This is a genomic window from Luteolibacter rhizosphaerae (assembly GCF_025950095.1).
GTDB classification, from domain to species: domain Bacteria; phylum Verrucomicrobiota; class Verrucomicrobiia; order Verrucomicrobiales; family Akkermansiaceae; genus Haloferula; species Haloferula rhizosphaerae.
Genome location: NZ_JAPDDR010000015.1, coordinates 23,097 through 42,704, shown reverse-complemented (window position 1 = coordinate 42,704; position 19,608 = coordinate 23,097). Strand labels below are relative to the sequence as shown.

General features: G+C 62.1%; 18 protein-coding genes. 11 read left to right on the top strand and 7 right to left on the bottom strand.

Features of this window, described 5'->3' with window-relative positions:
* The first annotated feature begins 116 nt into the window (after positions 1 to 116).
* From OJ996_RS22725 to OJ996_RS22710, 4 genes are read left to right on the top strand one after another with little or no spacing between them, the layout of a single operon-like run.
* Positions 117 to 2,138, top strand: a complete 2,022-nt coding sequence (locus tag OJ996_RS22725; RefSeq protein WP_264515997.1) for an RNA polymerase sigma factor — start codon at positions 117 to 119, stop codon at positions 2,136 to 2,138.
* Positions 2,135 to 3,262: a hypothetical protein gene (locus OJ996_RS22720; RefSeq protein ID WP_264515996.1), complete on the top strand. Its 1,128-nt coding sequence runs from the start codon at positions 2,135 to 2,137 to the stop codon at positions 3,260 to 3,262. The genes OJ996_RS22725 and OJ996_RS22720 overlap by 4 nt, the downstream gene beginning before the upstream one ends.
* A gap of 58 nt (positions 3,263 to 3,320) precedes the next feature.
* Positions 3,321 to 4,418 (top strand): phosphopentomutase, encoded by a 1,098-nt coding sequence (locus OJ996_RS22715; protein ID WP_264515995.1) that lies wholly within the window; start codon positions 3,321 to 3,323, stop codon positions 4,416 to 4,418.
* Positions 4,419 to 4,435: 17 nt separating this feature from the next.
* Positions 4,436 to 5,677 (top strand): thymidine phosphorylase, encoded by a 1,242-nt coding sequence (locus OJ996_RS22710; RefSeq protein WP_264515994.1) that lies wholly within the window; start codon positions 4,436 to 4,438, stop codon positions 5,675 to 5,677.
* Between the two features lie 112 nt (positions 5,678 to 5,789).
* Here the strand turns inward: OJ996_RS22710 and OJ996_RS22705 are convergent, their stop codons facing one another.
* Positions 5,790 to 6,341, bottom strand: a complete 552-nt coding sequence (locus OJ996_RS22705; protein ID WP_264515993.1) for a hypothetical protein — start codon at positions 6,339 to 6,341, stop codon at positions 5,790 to 5,792.
* A 43-nt stretch (positions 6,342 to 6,384) separates the two neighbouring features.
* A complete protein-coding gene (locus OJ996_RS22700) occupies positions 6,385 to 6,822 on the bottom strand; it encodes a DUF5069 domain-containing protein (protein ID WP_264515992.1) in 438 nt (145 codons plus the stop codon).
* A 101-nt stretch (positions 6,823 to 6,923) separates the two neighbouring features.
* Between OJ996_RS22700 and OJ996_RS22695 the strand changes: the two genes are divergently transcribed.
* The 4 genes from OJ996_RS22695 to OJ996_RS22680 all read left to right on the top strand — a co-directional run bounded on the left by OJ996_RS22695 (position 6,924) and on the right by OJ996_RS22680 (position 11,989).
* Positions 6,924 to 9,104, top strand: a complete 2,181-nt coding sequence (locus OJ996_RS22695) for a sulfatase/phosphatase domain-containing protein (protein ID WP_264515991.1) — start codon at positions 6,924 to 6,926, stop codon at positions 9,102 to 9,104.
* Positions 9,105 to 9,112: 8 nt separating this feature from the next.
* Entirely contained in the window at positions 9,113 to 10,138 is a 1,026-nt protein-coding gene (locus tag OJ996_RS22690; protein ID WP_264515990.1) for a zinc-binding alcohol dehydrogenase family protein, read from the top strand.
* Complete coding sequence (locus OJ996_RS22685) at positions 10,135 to 10,806, top strand: phytanoyl-CoA dioxygenase family protein (protein WP_264515989.1); 672 nt, start codon at positions 10,135 to 10,137, stop codon at positions 10,804 to 10,806. Before OJ996_RS22690 ends, OJ996_RS22685 begins: the two co-directional genes overlap by 4 nt.
* Before the next feature lie 106 nt (positions 10,807 to 10,912).
* Positions 10,913 to 11,989, top strand: coding sequence for a hypothetical protein (locus tag OJ996_RS22680; RefSeq protein WP_264515988.1), 1,077 nt, complete (start codon positions 10,913 to 10,915; stop codon positions 11,987 to 11,989).
* 64 nt (positions 11,990 to 12,053) lie between these two features.
* Here the strand turns inward: OJ996_RS22680 and OJ996_RS22675 are convergent, their stop codons facing one another.
* The 4 genes from OJ996_RS22675 to OJ996_RS22660 form a co-directional block, all read right to left on the bottom strand.
* Positions 12,054 to 13,202, bottom strand: a complete 1,149-nt coding sequence (locus tag OJ996_RS22675; protein ID WP_264515987.1) for a Gfo/Idh/MocA family protein — start codon at positions 13,200 to 13,202, stop codon at positions 12,054 to 12,056.
* Between the two features lie 48 nt (positions 13,203 to 13,250).
* Positions 13,251 to 14,561: a hypothetical protein gene (locus OJ996_RS22670; RefSeq protein WP_264515986.1), complete on the bottom strand. Its 1,311-nt coding sequence runs from the start codon at positions 14,559 to 14,561 to the stop codon at positions 13,251 to 13,253.
* Positions 14,562 to 14,604: 43 nt separating this feature from the next.
* Positions 14,605 to 15,606, bottom strand: a complete 1,002-nt coding sequence (locus OJ996_RS22665) for a sugar phosphate isomerase/epimerase family protein (RefSeq protein ID WP_264515985.1) — start codon at positions 15,604 to 15,606, stop codon at positions 14,605 to 14,607.
* Positions 15,607 to 15,669: 63 nt separating this feature from the next.
* Entirely contained in the window at positions 15,670 to 16,638 is a 969-nt protein-coding gene (locus OJ996_RS22660; RefSeq protein ID WP_264515984.1) for a hypothetical protein, read from the bottom strand.
* 245 nt (positions 16,639 to 16,883) lie between these two features.
* Between OJ996_RS22660 and OJ996_RS22655 the strand changes: the two genes are divergently transcribed.
* The gene (locus OJ996_RS22655; RefSeq protein ID WP_264515983.1) at positions 16,884 to 17,729 is read left to right on the top strand and encodes a sugar phosphate isomerase/epimerase family protein; all 846 of its coding nucleotides are present in this window, start codon (positions 16,884 to 16,886) and stop codon (positions 17,727 to 17,729) included.
* A gap of 12 nt (positions 17,730 to 17,741) precedes the next feature.
* Here the strand turns inward: OJ996_RS22655 and OJ996_RS22650 are convergent, their stop codons facing one another.
* Positions 17,742 to 18,638 (bottom strand): alpha/beta fold hydrolase, encoded by an 897-nt coding sequence (locus OJ996_RS22650; protein ID WP_264515982.1) that lies wholly within the window; start codon positions 18,636 to 18,638, stop codon positions 17,742 to 17,744.
* A 96-nt stretch (positions 18,639 to 18,734) separates the two neighbouring features.
* Here OJ996_RS22650 and upp point away from each other — a divergent pair, with 96 nt between their 5' ends.
* Entirely contained in the window at positions 18,735 to 19,355 is a 621-nt protein-coding gene (upp, locus tag OJ996_RS22645) for a uracil phosphoribosyltransferase (RefSeq protein ID WP_264515981.1), read from the top strand.
* A 90-nt stretch (positions 19,356 to 19,445) separates the two neighbouring features.
* Positions 19,446 to 19,601, top strand: a complete 156-nt coding sequence (locus OJ996_RS22640; protein ID WP_264485692.1) for a small basic protein — start codon at positions 19,446 to 19,448, stop codon at positions 19,599 to 19,601.
* The last annotated feature ends 7 nt before the right edge of the window (positions 19,602 to 19,608 follow it).

Below are 19,608 nucleotides of genomic sequence, written 5' to 3'. Positions count from 1 at the left end.
ATAGCAACGGGTTTATTCAAATTATTTGTTCCGTATTATTGCTATGATGCGAACCCGGGCAAATGCCCCGATTTTTCCTGTCACGGTAGGCGGGGAGGCGGAGGAATAAGGGTGGAATGACGGAACAGAGTGACGACGAATTGCTGCAAGACTGGTGCGCGGAAGGCTCGGAGAGGGCCTTCGCGGAACTGGCGCGGCGCTATGGCGGGCTGCTCTATCACACGGCGCTGCGGCGGACCGGTCGGAGCGATCTGGCGGGGGAAGCGGCGCAGGGCGCGCTGCTGATCCTGGCGCGCAAGGCCAAGGGGCTGCGGGAGGTGCCGAACCTCGCGGGGTGGCTGCACCGGACGGTGTGCTACGAGGCTTCCAAACTCCAACGCCGGGAGCGCCGGCACGATGCGAGGATGAAACATATGCCCTCTCCGGATGGTCCCGAGGAAGAAACCGAAGGCTGGAAAGAGGCGGCGCCGCTGCTGGATCAGGCGCTCGACGGCCTGCCCGCGAAGGATCGGGAGGTGATCTTCCTGCGCTACTTCGAAGGCCTGAGCTTCGAGGAGATGGCGCGGCGTTTCGGCGGGGAGTCCGCGACATGGCGGCAGCGTGGATCGAGGGCGGTGGAGAAGCTGCGGGTGCGCCTGGGCAAACGGGGTGCCGCGGTGAGTGGCGCGGTGCTGGCGAGCGGACTGGGGAGCGGTCTCTCGCAAGCGGCGCCGGCACCGGTGCTGGCAAGTCTCGCCAGTTCTCCCGCGGCCGGTGCGGCGGCGATCTCTTGGACAACGCTGACATCCCACTCCCTGCACCTGATGAAACTTCATCCTGCCACTCCGATTCTGGCCACGCTGCTTCTCGCCGCCCTGCCGCTCACCCTGCAGGCGATCGCCAATGCATCGGCGCGCGAGCGGGTGGCGAGACTGGAGATGGTCGCTGGTGATGCTCCGCCTCTCACCGCGAGTGAGACCTATCCGGTTACCTCCAATATGACGGTCAGGAACAAGCGGCACGACGTCCTTTGGCTGGCGGACGCGATCGAAAAGGGAAGCAAGGGATCCCGCCCCGATCTGGCGAAAGCCGAGCGCATGATCCAAGGCCTGAGCGCGGACGAGCTGGATGGGCTGCTCCGCGAGGCGATCGACACCGAGCTTCCCTCGGGCAAGAGACGAGGCCTCATCTCCAAGCTGCTGCTGCGCTATGCCCACCGGCCGACTCCCGATGCCGACCTAGAGCGCATTGTGCGGACGAGCGAGTATCTCGCCGATCACTTGGGGAGGGAAGGTCAGGACATGGTGTGGGGCTGGACCGCAAGGACGCTCAATCGCTGGGCGACGGCGGACCCGCAGAAGGCAATGGCCTGGTATCGTGACCAGATCCGCTGCGGGCGGCTCGACTACACGCGGGTGAACCTCTACACTTCGGCGGATATTTATGCCGGGCTGATGCAGGCCGATCCCCGGCTGGCGGACGAATTTTACGCCACGCTGCCCGAGGATCAGCAATTCCCGATCGCGAACCGCTTCAATGCTGCGGGTGCCGAAAAGTCCATGGAGATGGCGGCGAAGTTCGACGATCCGGAGAGGCGGCAATCCGCGCTCCGCAATATCTTCCAGTACGGCACGAAAGACAAGGAACCCGGGGAGGTGCGGGCCTGGGTGGATCGTGCGGGAGCGTGCGGGCAGGATGCGGCGGAACTGTTAGGGCTCTCCGCTGCCGGCGACCCCTACACGGAGGGCGTGGTGAGCCACCTGATAAAGATGAAGACCGAGGAGATCGCGGAGCGCATCGCATGGCTGCAAGACCCGGCCATGGGCGAGGAGTCCGCTGCGGCCGTCGGTTTCTTCCTGGCGGAGATGATGAAGTCCGTTCCGGAGAATGCCGGGAAGGCGCTGGACGCGGAGTGGGAGCGAAACCCCGACCAGCAGATGCTGGAAAGCTACATGCGCAACGCCGGATCCTCCGCCCGGGCGGTGGTGGATGCGCTGGATCGCTACCGCTACCTCAGCAATACCGCAACGCGGGAGGAGATTCTGCGCGAACTACTCTCGAGTCCCGGCGGCCAAGAGGTGCTCGCGAAGATGCGTGAGCGCGGGATCAGCCAGGAGGATCTCGATGAAGCCCAACTTCCTGCCGAACTCTTCCGATGAAGGTCCTGCTAGCCGCCATCGTGGTGATGGCAATCCTGTTAGGAATTAACCAAGCCGGGGAAGCCGAGCGGCTGGCGACTCGGGAGCGCGAATTGAATCGAAGGGCCCGGCATACCGCGGAGAGCCACGGCACCGGGGACGAGGATCGCAGGACGGGTAGCACGACGAAGGCCGTGAAGCTGGATCGTTCCGGCAAGCGGAACTTCGATGCCGGGAGCTACATCGGGAAGTTCAAGAGTCTCTTCGCGATCGCCATGCAGCGGGACACCCTCCCAGAGGAAGAGAGGTTCATCCAAGAAGATCTCTTGGATGCCAGCGTGGATGAGATTCTCCTGCTTCCGCAGATGATGCGTGATGCGGGTCTGCCGGACGAGGCCGCGATGTTTTTGAACGAGAGCACCTCAGTGCGGTTGCTGGACAGGGATCCGGCGCTGGCTTGCGAACATGCGATCAAAGGCGGGGATCTGGAAAACTTCCGGCTGGTGGTGAGAACTTGGATTTCCCGCGACCCGGAGAAGGCGGCGGAATGGCTGGAGATGCGAGGAAAGGCCGATCCGCCTCTCGATGAGAAGACTCTTGCCGCCTACGGTGGGAATGCGCCGCTGGACCTGCCGGGACTGGTGGACACGGCACGGATCGCCGCCGCGCCCTCGAGCGCCGATCTCGGGCGGATCATCACGCTCGAGGGGAAAGACTTGGATCGGAGGATGGAGGATGTTCTGCAGGTAATGTCTGGCGACAACCTGCCGGTGTTCTTGAGGCGGCTTTCCAAAGAAGGGCGTGAAGACCTGGTGGAGCTGGCGATGGCCAGGCATCCCGATCCTCATCTGGCGCGGGACTATCTGAAGCAGGTCGAGCTGCCGCCTGCGAGCTTCACGAAGATCGGCGAGGCTGCCGTGGCCAGGCTGGATCCGGCGGATCTGCCACGCGGGATGGAGTGGTTTGTGAGCAACACCGATCCTGCGCTGCGAGGTGATAGCTTGGACCGACTGGTGGAGTCCTGGACGCAGGAGAACCCGCAGTCCGTGGCGAGGTGGATCGAGCGGCAGTCTCCGGGTGAGGATCGCGACCGTGCCTTACGAGCGCATCAGGAAGCGCTGGCGCACCCATCGCCGCGGCATTAGCCACCGCGATAGCGCGATTTGATTGGGCGAAGCCGGATCTTTGGGCGAGGCTTGGCGCGTGAAACGGGCCTTGCTGATCGTGCTGGATTCGGTGGGTTGTGGCGCTGCACCGGATGCGGCTGACTTCGGCGACGCCGGGGCGGACACCCTCGGGCACCTTTTCGAGAGGGAGGGACTGGAGCTACCGAACCTGGCGAAGCTGGGGCTGCTAGAGGTGCTCGATCGAGGCGAGTCCCCCACCCTTCCCGGCGCGGCTTGGGCGAGGATGCGGGAGAAGTCGGTGGGCAAGGATACGACTACGGGGCACTGGGAGATCGCGGGCTGTGTGTTAGAGAAGCCCTTCGATACCTTCGAGTTGTTCCCGCAGGATTTGCTCGATGAGATCGGGGGGCCGTTTCTGGGCAATGTCGCGGCGTCGGGCACGGAGATTCTGGAGAGGCTCGGCGAGGAGCATCTGAAGAGCGGATATCCGATCGTCTACACCAGTGCGGACTCGGTGCTGCAGATTGCGGCGCATGAGGAGAGGTATGGCTTGAAGGAGCTTTACGAACTCTGCCAGCGCGCGCGGGAGGTTCTTGACCAGAGGGGAATCCGCGTCGGTCGTGTGATTGCGCGGCCGTTTCTTGGAGACTCGGCCGCGAGCTTCAAGCGGACCGCGAACCGTCATGACTACTCGCTGATGCCGCCGGAGACGGTGCTGAACCGGCTGCAGGCTGCTGGGGTGGAGACGATCGGAGTTGGCAAGATCTCGGATATCTTCGCGGGTTCCGGCATCAGCGAGTCGCATCCCACAAAATCGAATGCCGATGGCATGGCGGTGATCGAGCGACTTTGGCGCGAGAAGCGTGAGCAGCCGCACCTGATCTTCGCGAACCTGGTGGACTTCGACATGCTCTACGGTCATCGCCGGGATCCTGCCGGGTATGCGCAATGCCTGCGCGAGTTCGATGCCTGGCTGGGAGGATTCCTGCCCGAGGTGGGCGAGGACTTCCTGCTGATCACGGCGGATCATGGGAATGATCCCTACCATCAAGGCACCGATCACACGCGGGAGCAGGTCCCCTTGCTGACCTTGAATGCGCCGTTAGAGCTGTTGAACTCGGAGGATTTCACGCAGGTGGCGCGGCTCATTGCGGCCCGGTTTGGATTGGATTAGTTTGCCCCGTTACTCTCATGAAGCTCCACGTCCCCACACTCATTTCCCGCAAGCGTGAAGGCGAGACTCTCGATCCGGCCGAGATCAAGCTCCTGATCGAAGGCTATACCAGCGGCGAGATCCCGGACTACCAGATGTCCGCCTTCGCCATGGCGGTGTTCTTCAAGGGCATGGATGCGGTGGAGACGGCGGCGCTGACCAAGGCGATGCTGGCGAGCGGCGATGTCTTCGAGCATCGCGCGGGTCATCCGGAGGTGGTGGACAAGCACTCGACCGGCGGTATCGGCGACAAGGTCTCGCTGATCCTCGCCCCGCTGGTGGCCTGCACGGGCGTGTGGGTGCCGATGGTTTCCGGGCGCGGGCTCGGCATTACCGGTGGCACCTTGGACAAGCTGGAGTCGATCCCCGGCTTCAAGGTAGGGATCACGATCCCGGAGGCGCAGGAGATGTTAGAGAAGATCGGCGTGGTGATGATGGGACAGACGGACCGATTCTGCCCCGCGGACAAGAAGCTCTATTCGCTGCGTGACGTGACCGGGACCGTGCCATCGATCCCGCTGATCACGGCTTCGATCATGTCGAAGAAGCTGGCCGAGTCGCTCGACAAGCTGGTGCTGGACGTGAAGTTCGGCACGGGGGCTTTCATGAAGACCGAGGCGGATGCGAAGATCCTCGCCGATTCGATGATCGCCGTGGGCAAGGAGATGGGCGTGGAGGTCCATGCGATCCTCAATCCGATGAGCGAGCCGCTAGGCAAGGCGGTAGGAAATTCGCTGGAGGTGATCGAGTCGATCGAATGCCTTGAAGGCGGAGGTCCGCTGGACCTGCGGAAGCTGGTGCTGGATCTCGCGGAGAAGATTAGTCCTGTTCCTCGTGACGAATTGGAGAAGCTTCTGGATGACGGGAGCGCCCGAAAAAAGTTCGACGAGATCGTGAAAGCGCACGGTGGCAATCCGGCCGATCTGCCGAAGCTGGCTGAGATCCACCATGCACCAGTCATCCGTGAGTTCCCCGCGCCGGATACGGGGACGATCGTGGAGGTCGATGCCGGGATGGTCGGTCAAGCGGCGTTGCAGCTCGGCGCGGGCCGGGCCCGGGCCAGCGATGGTGTCGATCACGCGGTCGGATTCGATCAACTGGTGAAGATTGGAGATTCCATTCACCAAGGGCATGCGCTGTGTCGCATTCACGCCCGCACGACCGTGGACTTCGAGATCGCGGAGGCGATGCTGGGGAAGGCGATCCGGATCGAGCCCTAGTCCGGCCATCAGAACCACCAGGAGATCGAGGAACACGAGAGTCCACTGCAAGCCCGAGGGAGCTTCGGAGCGGGACGGATGGCGATGTTCGTGCGAATCCACTGTGCAGGAATTAGGGCGAAACGGCCTCATCTTTCTCCCCCTGTCGCGCACGGGGAGAGGCCTGCGACCGATTCTTGAAACGCCTGAGGACGAGCAAAGCACCGAGAAGCATGGCCGTCCAAAGGCCGGACCAGCTCACCGAGATTGCTCCGAAACCATCCCGGAAAGTCGCGACTCCACCGACGAAAAGCGCAAGAACGGAGTAACCCACGATCACTTGAAGCGTGATATCCGCAAAGTAGCGCCCGGGATCCGCGAACCAAGTCGGGATTCGCTTCGAATCGCCGATCCTGTAGCTGATGGAGAGGTGCCGGGTGAACCAGAAGACGGCGAGGCACATCGCCAGTAGGACTAGGAATACGAGAAGAAAAACGAACGGGCCTGCTACCGTCATCAGCACCTCGCTCCCACTAAACTCGACGGAGAATAACACCCCCACCAACCCAAGCGCGGCCAAGGAAAGCAGCATCCCGATTCCCGCGGCCACCAGTTCGACAAAGACGACGGTAGCCCGGATCGCAAATGGAGCCCGCTTGATGTCCCGCTTACTTTGGTCCTGCATAACCCCGGAGGTTGGCTACCGGGGTTATGCAGCAGAGCGGATCTTACTTCAACACCGCCGCGTGAAACTCCTGCCAATCATCGAGATTGTTCAGGTGCACCGCATCCTTCGGGGCAGCGCTGTCATCCGGCAGGCCGCTGGCGGAGAGGATCGACTTGCGGGTTTCGTCGTCGTGATTGTAGCCGGTGATCGCGGCATTCAGGGTCGCGATCGACGCGGCATCGACGGAGCTGCCGTTCGCCTTTACCCAGGCTTCGAACTCGGGGTAGGTCGGGCGGCTGTCGGCGATGTAGGAGAGCACGGCATCGCGGTTCAAGCCGAGGCCATCGATCACCATCTGGTCGAAGCCCTTTCCGGCACCGGGATAGCCATCGGCGAGCGCGCCGCGGGATTCGAGCGAAACCTTGAGCCAAAGCCGCGGGAGATGGAGAACACCGAGGGGGCCGGCGGTGCCGGAGCTGATAAGCGGTACGAGTTTCATAGCCCGACCAGCTAAGGCCCTCGATCCGTCCCCGTCAAACGACGCCTTCGACAATCTCTTCCGCTTGCAAGGACCGGAGACCCTCATCGTATCATCGGGGCATGCGCTCCCTTCTACTTCTCGCCCTGCTCGCGCCGACCCTGATGGCGCAGGAGCGGCCGAACATCCTTTTCCTCTTTTCCGATGATCATGCCCTGAATGCTATCTCCGCCTACGGAGGCCCGCTGAAGGATCTCGCGCCCACGCCGAACCTCGACCGCATTGCCAGGGAGGGAGCCATCTTCACCCGCTCCTACTGCGGGAACTCGATCTGCGGCCCATCCCGCGCGACCATCCTGACGGGCAAGCACAGCCATATCAACGGCTTCCTCGACAACGACGATGCGCGCTTCGACGGCAGCCAGACGACGTTTCCCAAGCTGCTCCAGAAGACGGGCTACCAAACCTCGCTGATCGGCAAGTGGCATCTGGTCACCCAGCCAACCGGGTTTGACCACTGGGAAATCCTGCCCGGACAGGGCAGCTATTACAACCCGGACTTCATCTCAGCCACGGGCAAGAGCAAGGTGGAGGGCTACTGCACCGACATCATCACGGACAAGGCGATCTCCTGGCTGGAAGGCCGCGACAAGAACAAGCCCTTCCTGCTGATGTGCCAGCACAAGGCACCGCACCGGAACTGGTCCCCCGCCCCGCGGCACCTGGGCCTCTTCAAGGACAGCAGCTTCCCGCTTCCTGCCAGCCTCTTCGACGACTACGCAGGACGTAGTAGCACGCTGGCGGAACAGAAGATGAGCATCGCGAAGGACATGTCCTGGGGTCACGACATGAAGTTCAAGGGAGAGAACCTTTTCCCGGATAGCTTCACCTCCGAGGGCCAGAACCATGAATACCAGCGGATGAATGCCGACCAGCAGGCGGCATGGGACGCCGCCTATAGCCCGGAGAACGAAGCCTTCATCGCCGACATGAAGGTCGGCAAGATCCAAGGACAAGACATCACGCGCTGGAAGTACCAGCGCTATCTGAAGGACTATCTGCGCTGCGTGCGCGCCGTGGACGAGAACGTGGGGCGCATGCTCGACTATCTGGACAAGAGCGGACTGGCAAAGAACACGCTGGTGATCTACTCCTCGGATCAGGGCTTCTACCTCGGCGAGCACGGCTGGTACGACAAGCGCTGGATGTTCGAGCAGAGCCTCGCGATGCCCTTTCTCGTCCGCTGGCCCGGAGTGGTGAACCCCGGCGGGAGGAACGAAGCACTGATCCAAAACATCGACTACGCCCCGACCTTCCTGGAAGCGGCCGGAGCGCCGGTGCCCAGCACGATGCAGGGCAAAAGCCTGCTCCCGGTGCTGAAAGGCCAAACACCCGCAGACTGGAGAAAGGAAATCTATTACTTCTACACCGGCGAGCCGACGCACCGCGTGGCCGCCCATGACGGCATCCGCTCTGAGAGCTACAAGCTGATGTTCTTTCCGAAGACCAAGGAGTGGAACCTCTTCGACCTGGCCAAGGATCCGGACGAGATGAAATCGCTCCATGCCGATCCTGCCTACGCGGAGGCCTTCGAAGGAATGAAGAAGCGCTACACCGAGATCCGCGCCAGCTACCGCATGAGCGAAGCCACGGTGCCCGTGAACCGCTTCGGCAATCCCGGCTGGTGGCGACCGCGCCATCAGGAGAAGAGCACGCTCGCGCGGAAAGGCGGCCACGATCTCGTCTTCATCGGCGACTCCATCACCCAAGGCTGGGAGGGCCATGGCAAGGCCGTGTGGGAAAAATACTACGCCGGGCGCAAGGCGCTGAACCTCGGCTTCTCCGGGGATCGCACGGAGCACGTGCTGTGGCGCCTGATGAATGGCGAACTGGAGAACGTCGACCCAAAGCTCTTTGTCCTGATGATCGGCACGAACAATACCGGCCATCGCATGGACCCGCCGGAGCAGACGGCCGACGGGATCAAGCTTATCCTAGAGCTACTCCAAGACCGGAAGCCGGATGCGAAGATCTTGCTCCTCTCCATCTTCCCCCGCGACGAGAAGCCTGAGGGTCCGAAGCGCCAGCTCAACAACGCGATCAACGAGCGCATCAAAACCTTCGCCGACGGTGACAAGATCCAATGGCTGGATGTGAGCGGGTCCTTCCTCGCTCCGGACGGAGCTCTGCCCGCCAGCGTGATGCCGGACTACTTGCACCCGCAGGCGGCGGGATATGAAATGTGGGCAAAAGCGGTTGAATCCAAAATCGCCGAGCTTACAGGAACCGCCGAGATCAAATAGACACGACCATGAAAGCCGTCGCCACTACCCGGAAGCTGCCCCTTGAGGACCCCTCCTGCTTCGTCACCCTCGATCTTCCCGATCCCCAGCCCGGCCCGCGCGACCTCGTGATCCGGGTGAAGGCCATCGGCATCAACCCCGTGGACTACAAGGTCCGCCGCTCCCGAATCGAAGGTGATTCCGAGCCCAAGATCCTCGGCTACGACGGGGCTGGCATCGTGGAAGCCGTCGGCAGCGAGGTGACTCTCTTCCGTCCCGGTGACGAAGTCTTCTACGCCGGGGACATCACCCGACCCGGATCGAATGCCGAGCTCCAACTGGTGGACGAACGCATCGTGGCCAAGAAGCCCGAGAGCCTCGGCTTCCCCGAAGCGGCTGCGCTGCCTCTCACCGCGATCACTGCATGGGAGTGCCTTTTCGATCGTCTCGGACTCACCCCCGGTGATCTCGACGAAGGTAAGGGCAAGACCTTGCTTATCCTGAGCGGAGCCGGCGGGGTCGGATCAATCGGCATCCAGCTCGCGGCGGTGCTAACCGGCTTCACCATCATCGCGACGGCCTCACGCCCGGAGACCGTAGCCTGGTGCCACAAGATGGGCGCCCATCACGTGATCAATCATTCGGGTGATTGGCCGGCCGAACTCGGCAAGATCGGCTTCAAGCACGTGGACTACATCGCGTGCTTCGGCGACACGACGGCTCATTGGAAGGCCATGGCGGAGGCCATCGTGCCGCAAGGCAAGATCACCGCGATCGTCGAATCTCCCGAGGTGCCGGACATCGGCCTCCTGAAAAGCAAGAGCGCCGCCTTCATCTGGGAGTTCATGTTCACCCGCTCCATGTTCCAGACGCCCGACATGATCGAGCAACACGAACTGCTCAAGGAAGTAGCCACGCTGGTGGATGCCGGGCGGATCCGCAGCACCATCACCAGCCATGGCGGCACGCTTTCTCCGGAGACCCTCGCCGCCGCGCATCGCGAGCAAGAGGCGGGCCGCATGATCGGCAAGCAAGTGCTCGAAGTCGCGTGGTGAGTCCGATCCAAGAGCTCGCGAACGAAGGATGGACGCGGGTGTCGACCGGTATCTCGCCGGAGCTCCAAGCGGAGCTCCGGGCCACTCTCTTTGCCGAGGGCTTGGCAGGCACACGCTGCCTGCTCGATCTGCCTCCGGTCGCGGCGATGGCCAAGCAACTCAAGGTCGAGCTCACCGTGCAAGGACTTATCAGCGGTGATGCCGTGGCGATCCAAGCCATTGCCTTCGACAAGACGCCCGGAACGAATTGGAAGGTGGCATGGCATCAGGACCTCATGTTCCCGTTCGCGCGGCCGGTGACTGCGCCCGGCTATGACCTGCCGGTAAGGAAGGGCGGGGTCGACTACGCGCGCCCGCCGCTCCGGATACTAGAAGAGCTGCTGGCAGTGCGACTCCATCTGGACCCCTGTGGACCCAACAATGGCCCCCTGCGGGTCTGCCCGGGGAGCCATCATCATGGTTTCATCCCCTCTCAGGAGTGCGGAGCTTTTGCATCGACTCATGGCGAGTATGCTGCGCTTGCCGAGCAAGGAGAGGTCATCCTCATGCGTCCGCTGCTACTCCATGCATCGTCCCAGGCGACTGAGCCCGGTCATCGGCGTGTTCTACACCTCGTCTATCATGGCGCAGGTCGTGCGGAAGAACCATGGCATCGCTCGGTCCGGTGAGGGGCAAACCCCGATGATCGCGTAACCCGGGAAGCGGAAGCTTGAAGACTCGGCTTGGTTTCTGATAACTGCTCTCGTCCGCCCCCTATCTACGCGGACGATACCGATGAAGCTTCGCCATGCCATTCCGATCCTAGCTTGCTCGCTCTGGCTGACAGGGGTGAGAGCCCCGGCTCAGGAAACCCGGCTCTCCCCTTCCACCGCCATCGAGATCGAGCATCTCCGCAACCTGCGCGACGAGGCAGTGCTCAAGGCAAAGGAGCCCTTGGTCGAACTGGAGGAGAAGTATCAAGCCACGCTCGCCAAGATCCGCGACCAAGCCCAGGCCGCCGGAAAGGCAGACCTAGTAGGGGTTGCTGAAGCCTCGCTACAGGAGTTGGCGGAATCGGGAATCGCGGATGGCGAGGCCCTTCATCCCGATCTCGCCAAAGCCGAAAAGATCTATCTGGTACAGCAGCAGAAGCTGGCACAGCAGATCCAGCCATTCGTGCACAAAGCCGAGAAGGCCTACGTGGACCAACTCACGAAGATGGCAGCCGATCTGGGGAAACGGGATGAGCTAGAGGACTCGGTGGCGGTAGAGGACCAAGCAACAGCCGCCGCCCGACATCTCGCTCAAGTGATGCAGGCACCTTTGATCGCTCTCAAAAAATCGACTCCTCTGGTTCCCGGAGCGATGCCCCCCTCCTCCGTGAGAATCGTGAAAGCCACGTACGGAACCTGGGACAAGAGCATCGAGGTCACCGACAAGGTTCGCTCCTACATCGCCAACAAGAGCGACTTCTGGTCAAATCCCGGATCCATGGGAGCGGACCCGAATCCCGGCTGGAACAAGCACCTCCAGGTCACCTTCGAGAAGAACGGCAAGACCCGCGAGCGCGGCTGGGGCGAGAACAGCGCGGCGATCTATGAAGCCTTCGCCGGCCCTCAAGATGCCGAGGAACTCCAACTCTGGGTTACCGGCACCCGCTGGCGCAATGGTCGCGAGGATATCGTCTTCGCGGTCGGCGGCGTCGTGACCAAGGGCCGCATGATCGGCGAGTGGGCGCCTGACGGGAACAACAAGTTCAATGCCCGATGGAACGGCGGGGAGCCCGTCGTCTACGAGTTTGACGAGAGGTGGACCCAGATCACCGAAAAGGGCAGCAAGGAGCGGATCTTCAAGCGGACGCTCAAGCCATAGGCTCGAAAACAAAACCGCCGGATCCCGCTGCAAACGGAACCCGGCGGGCTTCTAACAAATCGGATCAAGCCTTCTTCACATCCACCCACTGCTTGGTCTTCGCGGACTCAAGCACGGCATCGCAGACATACTGCGTGCCGAGGGCGTGGCGGAAGTCGGGGTAGCGCTTCTCCTTCTGCGGGCTGTCGAGGTCCTTGAAAAACTCGGCCAGTTCGTGGGTGAAGGAGTGCTCGTAGCCGAGGCAGAGGCCGGGCACCCACCAGTTGCCGGAGTAGGGATGATCCCCGTCCGTGGTGTGGATATTGGTCCAGCCGCGACGATCGCCGGGGACGCCGTGATCGAAGTAGGACAGGTAGTTGAGATCGTGAAGATCCCACGCCAGCGACTTCTTCTCGCCGTTAATCTCGAAGGTGTAGAGCGCCTTGTGGCCACGGGCGTAGCGGGTGCTCTCGAAGATCGCCAGCGAGCCGTTTTCGAAGCGGGCGAGGAAGGCGCAGGCATCGTCGATGGTGACTGGGTGCTTCTCACCGGTGGCGGTGTGCACGCGCTCCTTGATGAAGGTTTCCGTCATCGCGGAAACTGAGACGATGTCACCGTTGATCCAGCGCGCGGTGTCGATGCAGTGAGCCAACAGGTCGCCGGTCACGCCGGAACCTGCCGCTGCGGCATCGAGACGCCAGAGGCCGGCACCGCCTTGCGGCAACTCTTCGGAGATCGTCCAGTCCTGCAGGAAGTTCGCGCGGTAGTGGAAGACCCGGCCGAGTTCGCCGGCATCGACGATGTTTTTCGCGAGGGTGACGGCGGGCAGGAAGCGGTAGTTGTACCAGACGAGGTTCGGCAGGCCGGAGGCTTCGACGGCCTTGACCATCTCCTCGCCTTGCGTGCCGTTCAGCGCGAGCGGCTTTTCGCAGAGGATCATCTTGCCATGCTTGATGCACTCGAGCGCGATCTCGGCATGCGAGTCGTTCGGGGTGCAGATGTCGACAGCATCGATGTCCTCGCGGGCGACCAGCTTGCGCCAGTCGGTCTCGTAGGACGCGTAGCCCCACTTTTCGGCGAAGGCCTTCACTTTGGCCTCGTCCCGACCGCAGACGGCCTGGCGGACAGGGACGTGCGTGGTGTCGAAGAAGTGCGAGAGTTGGGAATAGGCGTTCGAATGGGTACGGCCCATGAAGCCGTAGCCGATGAGGCCGATGCGGATTTCCTTTTTCATGATGGGGAAGAGGGTGCGTCTTGGGTTGATGTTTGATTCAAAACGGCGTCATGCGGCGCCGGGTGTTTGGGAATGCGCGTGTTGCGGGAAGTCGAAGGTCAGCACGAGCGGTTCATCTCCCATGTTCTCGATTTCCACACCACCGCGATTCAGCGCGGCCTGGGTGATGAATCCGATCTCGGGATAGATATCGCCGAGCTTCATGTCCTGGTGATAGCGCACTTCGAGTTTTCCGACCCGGCCGCGTCCGCCGTTCGTGTGGAATAGAGCGGGGCTTTCCGGGCGGAAACTCGTCCTAGCTCCGGGCTCAAGGGTCAGCCGGAGAATGGAGCACTTCTGGTCGCCGAGGAAATCACCGTAAACAATCCACTGTGCGTTCACTCCGTCGCCGGAAAATTCCTTGGCGGTGATGGCCGGACGCGAATTCTTCTGAACAAAGTCGGGATCCTGGTTCGCCTCGAAGTCGAACTTGTCCACCAGGTATTCCCAGTCTTCATGCCGGTCTTTCGGATAGTCCTCTTCCCGGCAGGCGTAGAACGCATCGGCCGCTCCGATCTTTCCGTCAAGCGTCAGGTCCTCGGCCAGGAAATGCTCGTCCATCGTGACGTGAAGCTCGTGCGTGCAAAGGTCCGTCGGCGAGTGCAGCACGCCATTCGGCATCACGAAGCCGTCATCCAGTTTCATCATCGTGTGCGACGACAAGTGCCGCACCCCGTTGTATTCGCCCTGCCCCCAACGCTGCATGCAGGCAAGAAACTGGTCCTTGGTGACGAACGGATACAGCCCCATGGCCGTGGTGTGGTAGTGCGACGGGCTGACTCCGGGGTTATCGAAGGAATTGATGTCGTAAACCTCCCACTTCGACCAGTGAAGGTGATGGGGAATGGGGTTCAGGTTGTCGAACTTCTTGGACACGATCGGCCAGGTGACCCTGCCGAACAGGGATTGGGAAACCGCCACCAGCTTTTCTCCCATGACGGCTTCAGGATTGGCCTCGATCAGATCCTGAAGCGAGATGACTTGCCCGCCCGGAGTGAGAACGTGGGCTTCTCCTTCACGGAACGGCGCCTTCCCCGTGCGGGTATCGATGACGCCGGTCACAATGGGCACGGTGCAGCACATCCAGACTTCATCGAGGCCGGTTCCGCCCATGTAGTCCGGATAGTAGGATTTCTCATCCAGGCGAAGGCGTTTGCCCGGCGAGCAGAATGTCCGGCCGGCGTAGCGGTGCAGAAGCTGCAGCACCCCGTCGTTCTGATTGAGGCAGTCATCGAGAATCGAATCCGATCCTCCGTCGATGACATCGTGATTAGGATATTCATGCAGTTTCTCCGCAAGAATTGAAGTCGGGGCAGCCATGGTAGATGGGTCCTGAATAATGGAGAATGGAGTGGCCGCCGCTTCAGAGCGCTTTGTCGACTTCGATCATCTTGCCGAGGATGGTCTCCCAGGTGCGGGCGTCCTCAAGGATGTCGTTGGAGAACATGCAACCGTCCCAACAGATGTGCTTCATGCCGCGATCGGCAGCGCCTTGCAGCCAGAAGGTGGAGCACTTGACGATGTCCAGCTTGCCATTCGGGTCATCGGCACGGCAGTGGCGGCCGGTCTTGTCGTGGCTGCCGGTTCCGTGGACCGAGCCATCGTTCTGTGCGACGTGGAAGTCGATGGTCCACGGGCGCAGCGCATCGGTCAGCGTCTTGTAGGCAGGCCAGAACTCCTCGTCGGTGTAGCCTTCCTTGAGGAGGGCCGCCTCGGGAGCATTGTAGCCCATGAGGTAGAGGTAGGTGTGGGCGAGGTCAGCCTGGAAGCCAACGGTCTCCGGCATGCCGGTCGCTTCCAGCGTGTCGATCATCGCCTTCCACGAGTGCATGCCACCCCAGCAGATCTCACCTTCCGCAGCGAGGCGCTCGCCGTGTTGGGCGGCGACCTTGCCGGCTTCACGCCAGGTCTCGGCGATCTTCTTGGTATTGCCCGCGGGATCCTCTGCCCAATCGTGCACGCCACCGGCGGAGTCGATGCGGATCAGTCCATACTCACGCACGCCATGTGCCTTGAGGATGTCGGCGATGCGGCAGGCCTTCTCGACGGCGAGAACGAAGTTCTTGCGATCATCAGCCGAGCCGAAAGCCGGTCCGCCGACCGTGCCCGGCCAGACCGGGGCCACCAGCGAGCCCACCTTCAAGCCGTGCGCCGCGATCTTGTCGGCCATTGCCTTGATCGCGTCGTCGGAAGCGTCGGGGTCGGTGTGCGGGTGAAACAGGAACAGGTCCACACCGTCGTATTTGCGGCCATTGACGGAGGCGGCGGCGGTCATTTCGAGCATGCGCTCGAGCGAGATCGGCGGATGGTAGGTGCCGGGTTCCTTCCCGACCAGGCCGGGCCACATGGCATTGTGAAGTTTCATGATCTTGGGTTGTAGATGTTGGGTGCTAGGTGACTCAAAGTCCTGTTTGCGGATGCCTTGATGTTAGAGAACGAAATTCCAGTCGACGGCCGACTCGACGGTTGCGCCGGATTCACCGGTGATCACGACCTTGCCGGGACCGGCGGGAACGATGGAAGTCACGCGGCCGAACTTTTCCGGCACGGCGGCGACCGCTTGCACGAGACGCAGCGAGACGGTCTCGTCCTTGCGGAACTCGCGGGTGGTCGGCACGCCGTCCGCGGCGAGCGGATCTTGGCGCGAGATGTCCACGGAATCGGCGAAGAAGGAGCAGACTTCCTCGATGCCCATCCTGCCGAGATGGCGGCCGTTCCATGGGGCACTGTGTCTTCCGCCATTGGAAATCCACAGGATCGTCGAAGGAAAATCCGCGGCGTTCTTGAGGGAGAACCAGAGGTAGCCATCCATTACCGCAGCCGACCATGCGAAGGGCTGCTCCAGCGTGGCAGGCTCATTGACCATCATCACCAGATCTTCGAATCCCTGCCTCGCGGGATAGGCCGTCAAATCCGCATTCTCACCGGTCGCCAGCGGCACCTCGCGGAGATCGGTGAAGCGGGCGCCTTGCTTCAAGATGCCATACTCGCGGTTGACCGGATTCGCGAAGAATCCCGGATAAACCATCCCAAAGCGGAAGGGGGACACGCTCACCCTCGCTGAGCCTTCGGGCATGCTGGTGAAGTCGATCACGGGATGATTCCCGTAACTGTAGCGACCGGCCGCACCCGAGATACGATGCTCGCAGTAGATCGCGGACTCGCCGTCGCGGAGGGTGAGGAGCTTTTCGACCCACGCGCCCGAGTCGGGATCGTCCAGCCCGAGGTGGAGGAGGTTGTCGCCGCCCGCTACGATCTTCCACGTGGCATTTGCCGAGGCACCGTGTGGCGGAGCCTTTTCCTGCGGCCCGAAGGGAAAGCAAAGAAAGTCGCCGCGCAGCACCTTCAGTAGCACCGGCATGGAATCCTCGATCTCTCCCGGAAGCCAGGGAGCCAAGGCATAAGGCGAGACAACACGTTCTCCGAGAGTAAATTCCACCGGTGCCAAGTGACCTCCGAGCTGCGTAACCCAGAGCCTAACCCGGTCGTGGGATAGACACCAACTTGGTTCACCGTGGACGAGATCTAGCATTGCGAAGGCCGCGATTCAGAAAAAATCTCACAAAAACGGAAGCAAAATCACAATCTGACGAAAATTGGAATGGTCGCCCCCCGGCCCGGGCAATTAGGGAATGCGGCACCATGAAAATCGGCTTCAACCTTCTTCTCTGGACCGGCCAGCTCCAAGAGGACCAGTTTCATCTTCTTTCTTCCCTGAAGAACGCGGGCTACGACGGGGTGGAACTGCCGATCTTCGCCCCGGATGCGGCTCACTACCAGAAGGTGGGAGATGCCCTGCGCGACCAAGGCCTGCGCTCCACGGCCGTCACGGTGATCCCGGATGCCGCCCATAGCCCCTGCAGCCCGGAGGCCGCTCACCGCGCCGCTGCCGTGGACTACCTCAAGAGCATCGTGGATTCCTGCCATGCCGCCGGGACCGAAATCCTCATGGGACCCTATCACCAACCGCTTGGCGTCTTCTCCGGCGATCCCGTCACCAGCGACGAGTGGAAGCATGCCGCCGAGGTCCACCGCAAGGTCGCCGACTACGCCCAGGAAGCCGGGGTGAAGCTCGTGATCGAGTGGCTGAACCGCTTCGAGTGCTACTTCATCACCACCATGCAGCAGGGTGCCGACTACGCCGCGCTGGTGGATCACCCGAACTTCACGACCATGTTCGACACCTTCCACGCGAACATCGAGGAGAAGCAACCCGCCGAATCCCTGCGCAAGCACATCAAGCGAGTCGGCCACGTCCACATTTCCGAGAACGACCGCGGCACCCCGGGCACCGGCCACGCCCAGATCCGCGAGAGCATCGCGGTGCTCAAGGAAGAAGGCTATAACGGCTGGCTCACCATCGAGGCCTTCGGCCGTGCCCTGCCTGAGCTCGCTGCTGCAACGCGCGTCTGGCGCGACCTCTTCCCCGCCCCGGAGGAAGTTTACACGAAGGGCATCGCCTACATCAAAGAGTGCCTGGATTCCTGATTCTCCCGTGAATCAAACGGGGGGCTTCGTGACGAAACCGGAGCCCCTCGCATCCAAACCACTTAAGAACTCGCGAATCAGGGGACAAGCTTCCTCGAAGTGGGTCTCGAGGAGCCAGTGGCCTCCGCCTAGCAAATGCAACTCGGCCTCAGGCAGGTCGCGCAGGTAAGCCCGGGCTGCAGGTTCCGGCATGTATCCGTCATGCGGCCCCCAGACAATGAGGGTCGGCGGCTGATGCTCGCGCAAGTAGGCTTGATACCGCGGAAACCAACGGAGATTTTGCTTCAAGCCCTCCATCAGCCGGACCGCCACATCGCGACGGAGCGGGGTGTTCATCAGCGGCCAATGCAGTTTCCATAGCTCCGGCGGGATCCGCTCGACCTGTTCTTCCGGGATCTCACCCACGAATTCGTGCCTGAAGCCGTCCTCGCTCACGGACTCTTCAAGAACGCTCCGGTTCTTCGGGCTCGGATCCGCCCAATAGTTACGGATGGTTTCGTACTTCGGACCCAGCGCGTCCTCATAGATATCCCCGTTCTGGATGATCAGCCCGCGGATCCTTGCCGGGTCGAGGATCGCGAGCCTCAGGCCGATCTGGGAACCGTAGTCGTGGAGATAGAGTGCGAACCGGTCCAGACCCAGCCGCTTTACGAAGCGGTCGAGGAATGCCGCGTAACCATCGAAGTCATATCCGAACTCGCCCGGCGGCGGCGTATCGCTCAGACCGAAGCCGGGGAAGTCCGGCGCGACAATGCGCCAGCCATCCTCGAGCGCCGGCATCAGGCGGCGGTACTGGAATGAAGAACAAGGGTAGCCATGAGGCAGCAGGAGCACCGGGGCATTCACCGGTCCCGCCTCCCGGTAAAAGACTCTCACCCCTTCGAGATCGAGATAACGATGCGCGATCATCCGGAAAGCTCGGGCTCGATCCCACATGGTCAAGTCCGCGCGATCTCCGCGCCTGACAGCTTGCCTCGCGGCACGGATCGCGCTTTGTAAGCAAGCGTGGTACACGTCGTCGATCATCCCCTTGTCCAGGCCGAGCTGACCGGTCTCCGCTGCCGGAACTGTCCCGGCCCCGAGTTCCGCCAGCGCCTCCGCCGCATCGCCTCGCTCATGGTTCCTGCCGTCACCGCCAGCTTTGAAACGAAGGTGATCGGCTGCGAGACACCGCTGGAACTGACCAGCGGCCAAGAACTCACCCGCCGGATCATCCTGACCCCGATCCTGCGCGCCGGGCTCGGTTTCCTGGATGGCTTCTTCGATCTGTTGCCGGATGCTGCCGTCGCCCACATCGGCCTCGCCCGCAACGAGGAAACCCTACTGCCCGAGCCCTACTACATCAAAACCCCGCCGATCCTCGCCGAGAGCGAGGTGATCGTGCTCGATCCCATGCTGGCCACCGGCGGATCCGCAGTCGAAGCCGTGAGGCGGCTTACGGAGCTCGGAGCCACCCATATCCGTTTCGCCTGCCTGGTCGCCGCGCCGGAAGGCATCGCCACCTTCGAGGCCGCTTGGCCGGAGGTGCCCATCTTCACGGCAGCCATCGACCGCGGCTTGAACGACCGCGGCTACATCGTGCCTGGCTTGGGCGATGCCGGAGACCGGCTTTTCGGGACCGCCTGAGAAAAGCTGCCACTACCCGGATTTTCCCATTGCCAAGCGCGCCGGACCTTCCTAGTTTCCGCGCCCCGCGTAGGATCTACCGATTTTCCCATGTCCAAGCACAACAGTCTCAAGGCAAAAGGCGGCGCTGAAGGCAAGCGCTCCGTGATGAAGCGTTTCGAGCGCGTGAAGCTCATGAAGGAGCGCGGCGTCTGGAAGGACGGTCGCAGCCCGATCGGCCTGCCCAAGACCAAGGGCGAGGCCTGAAGCCCCG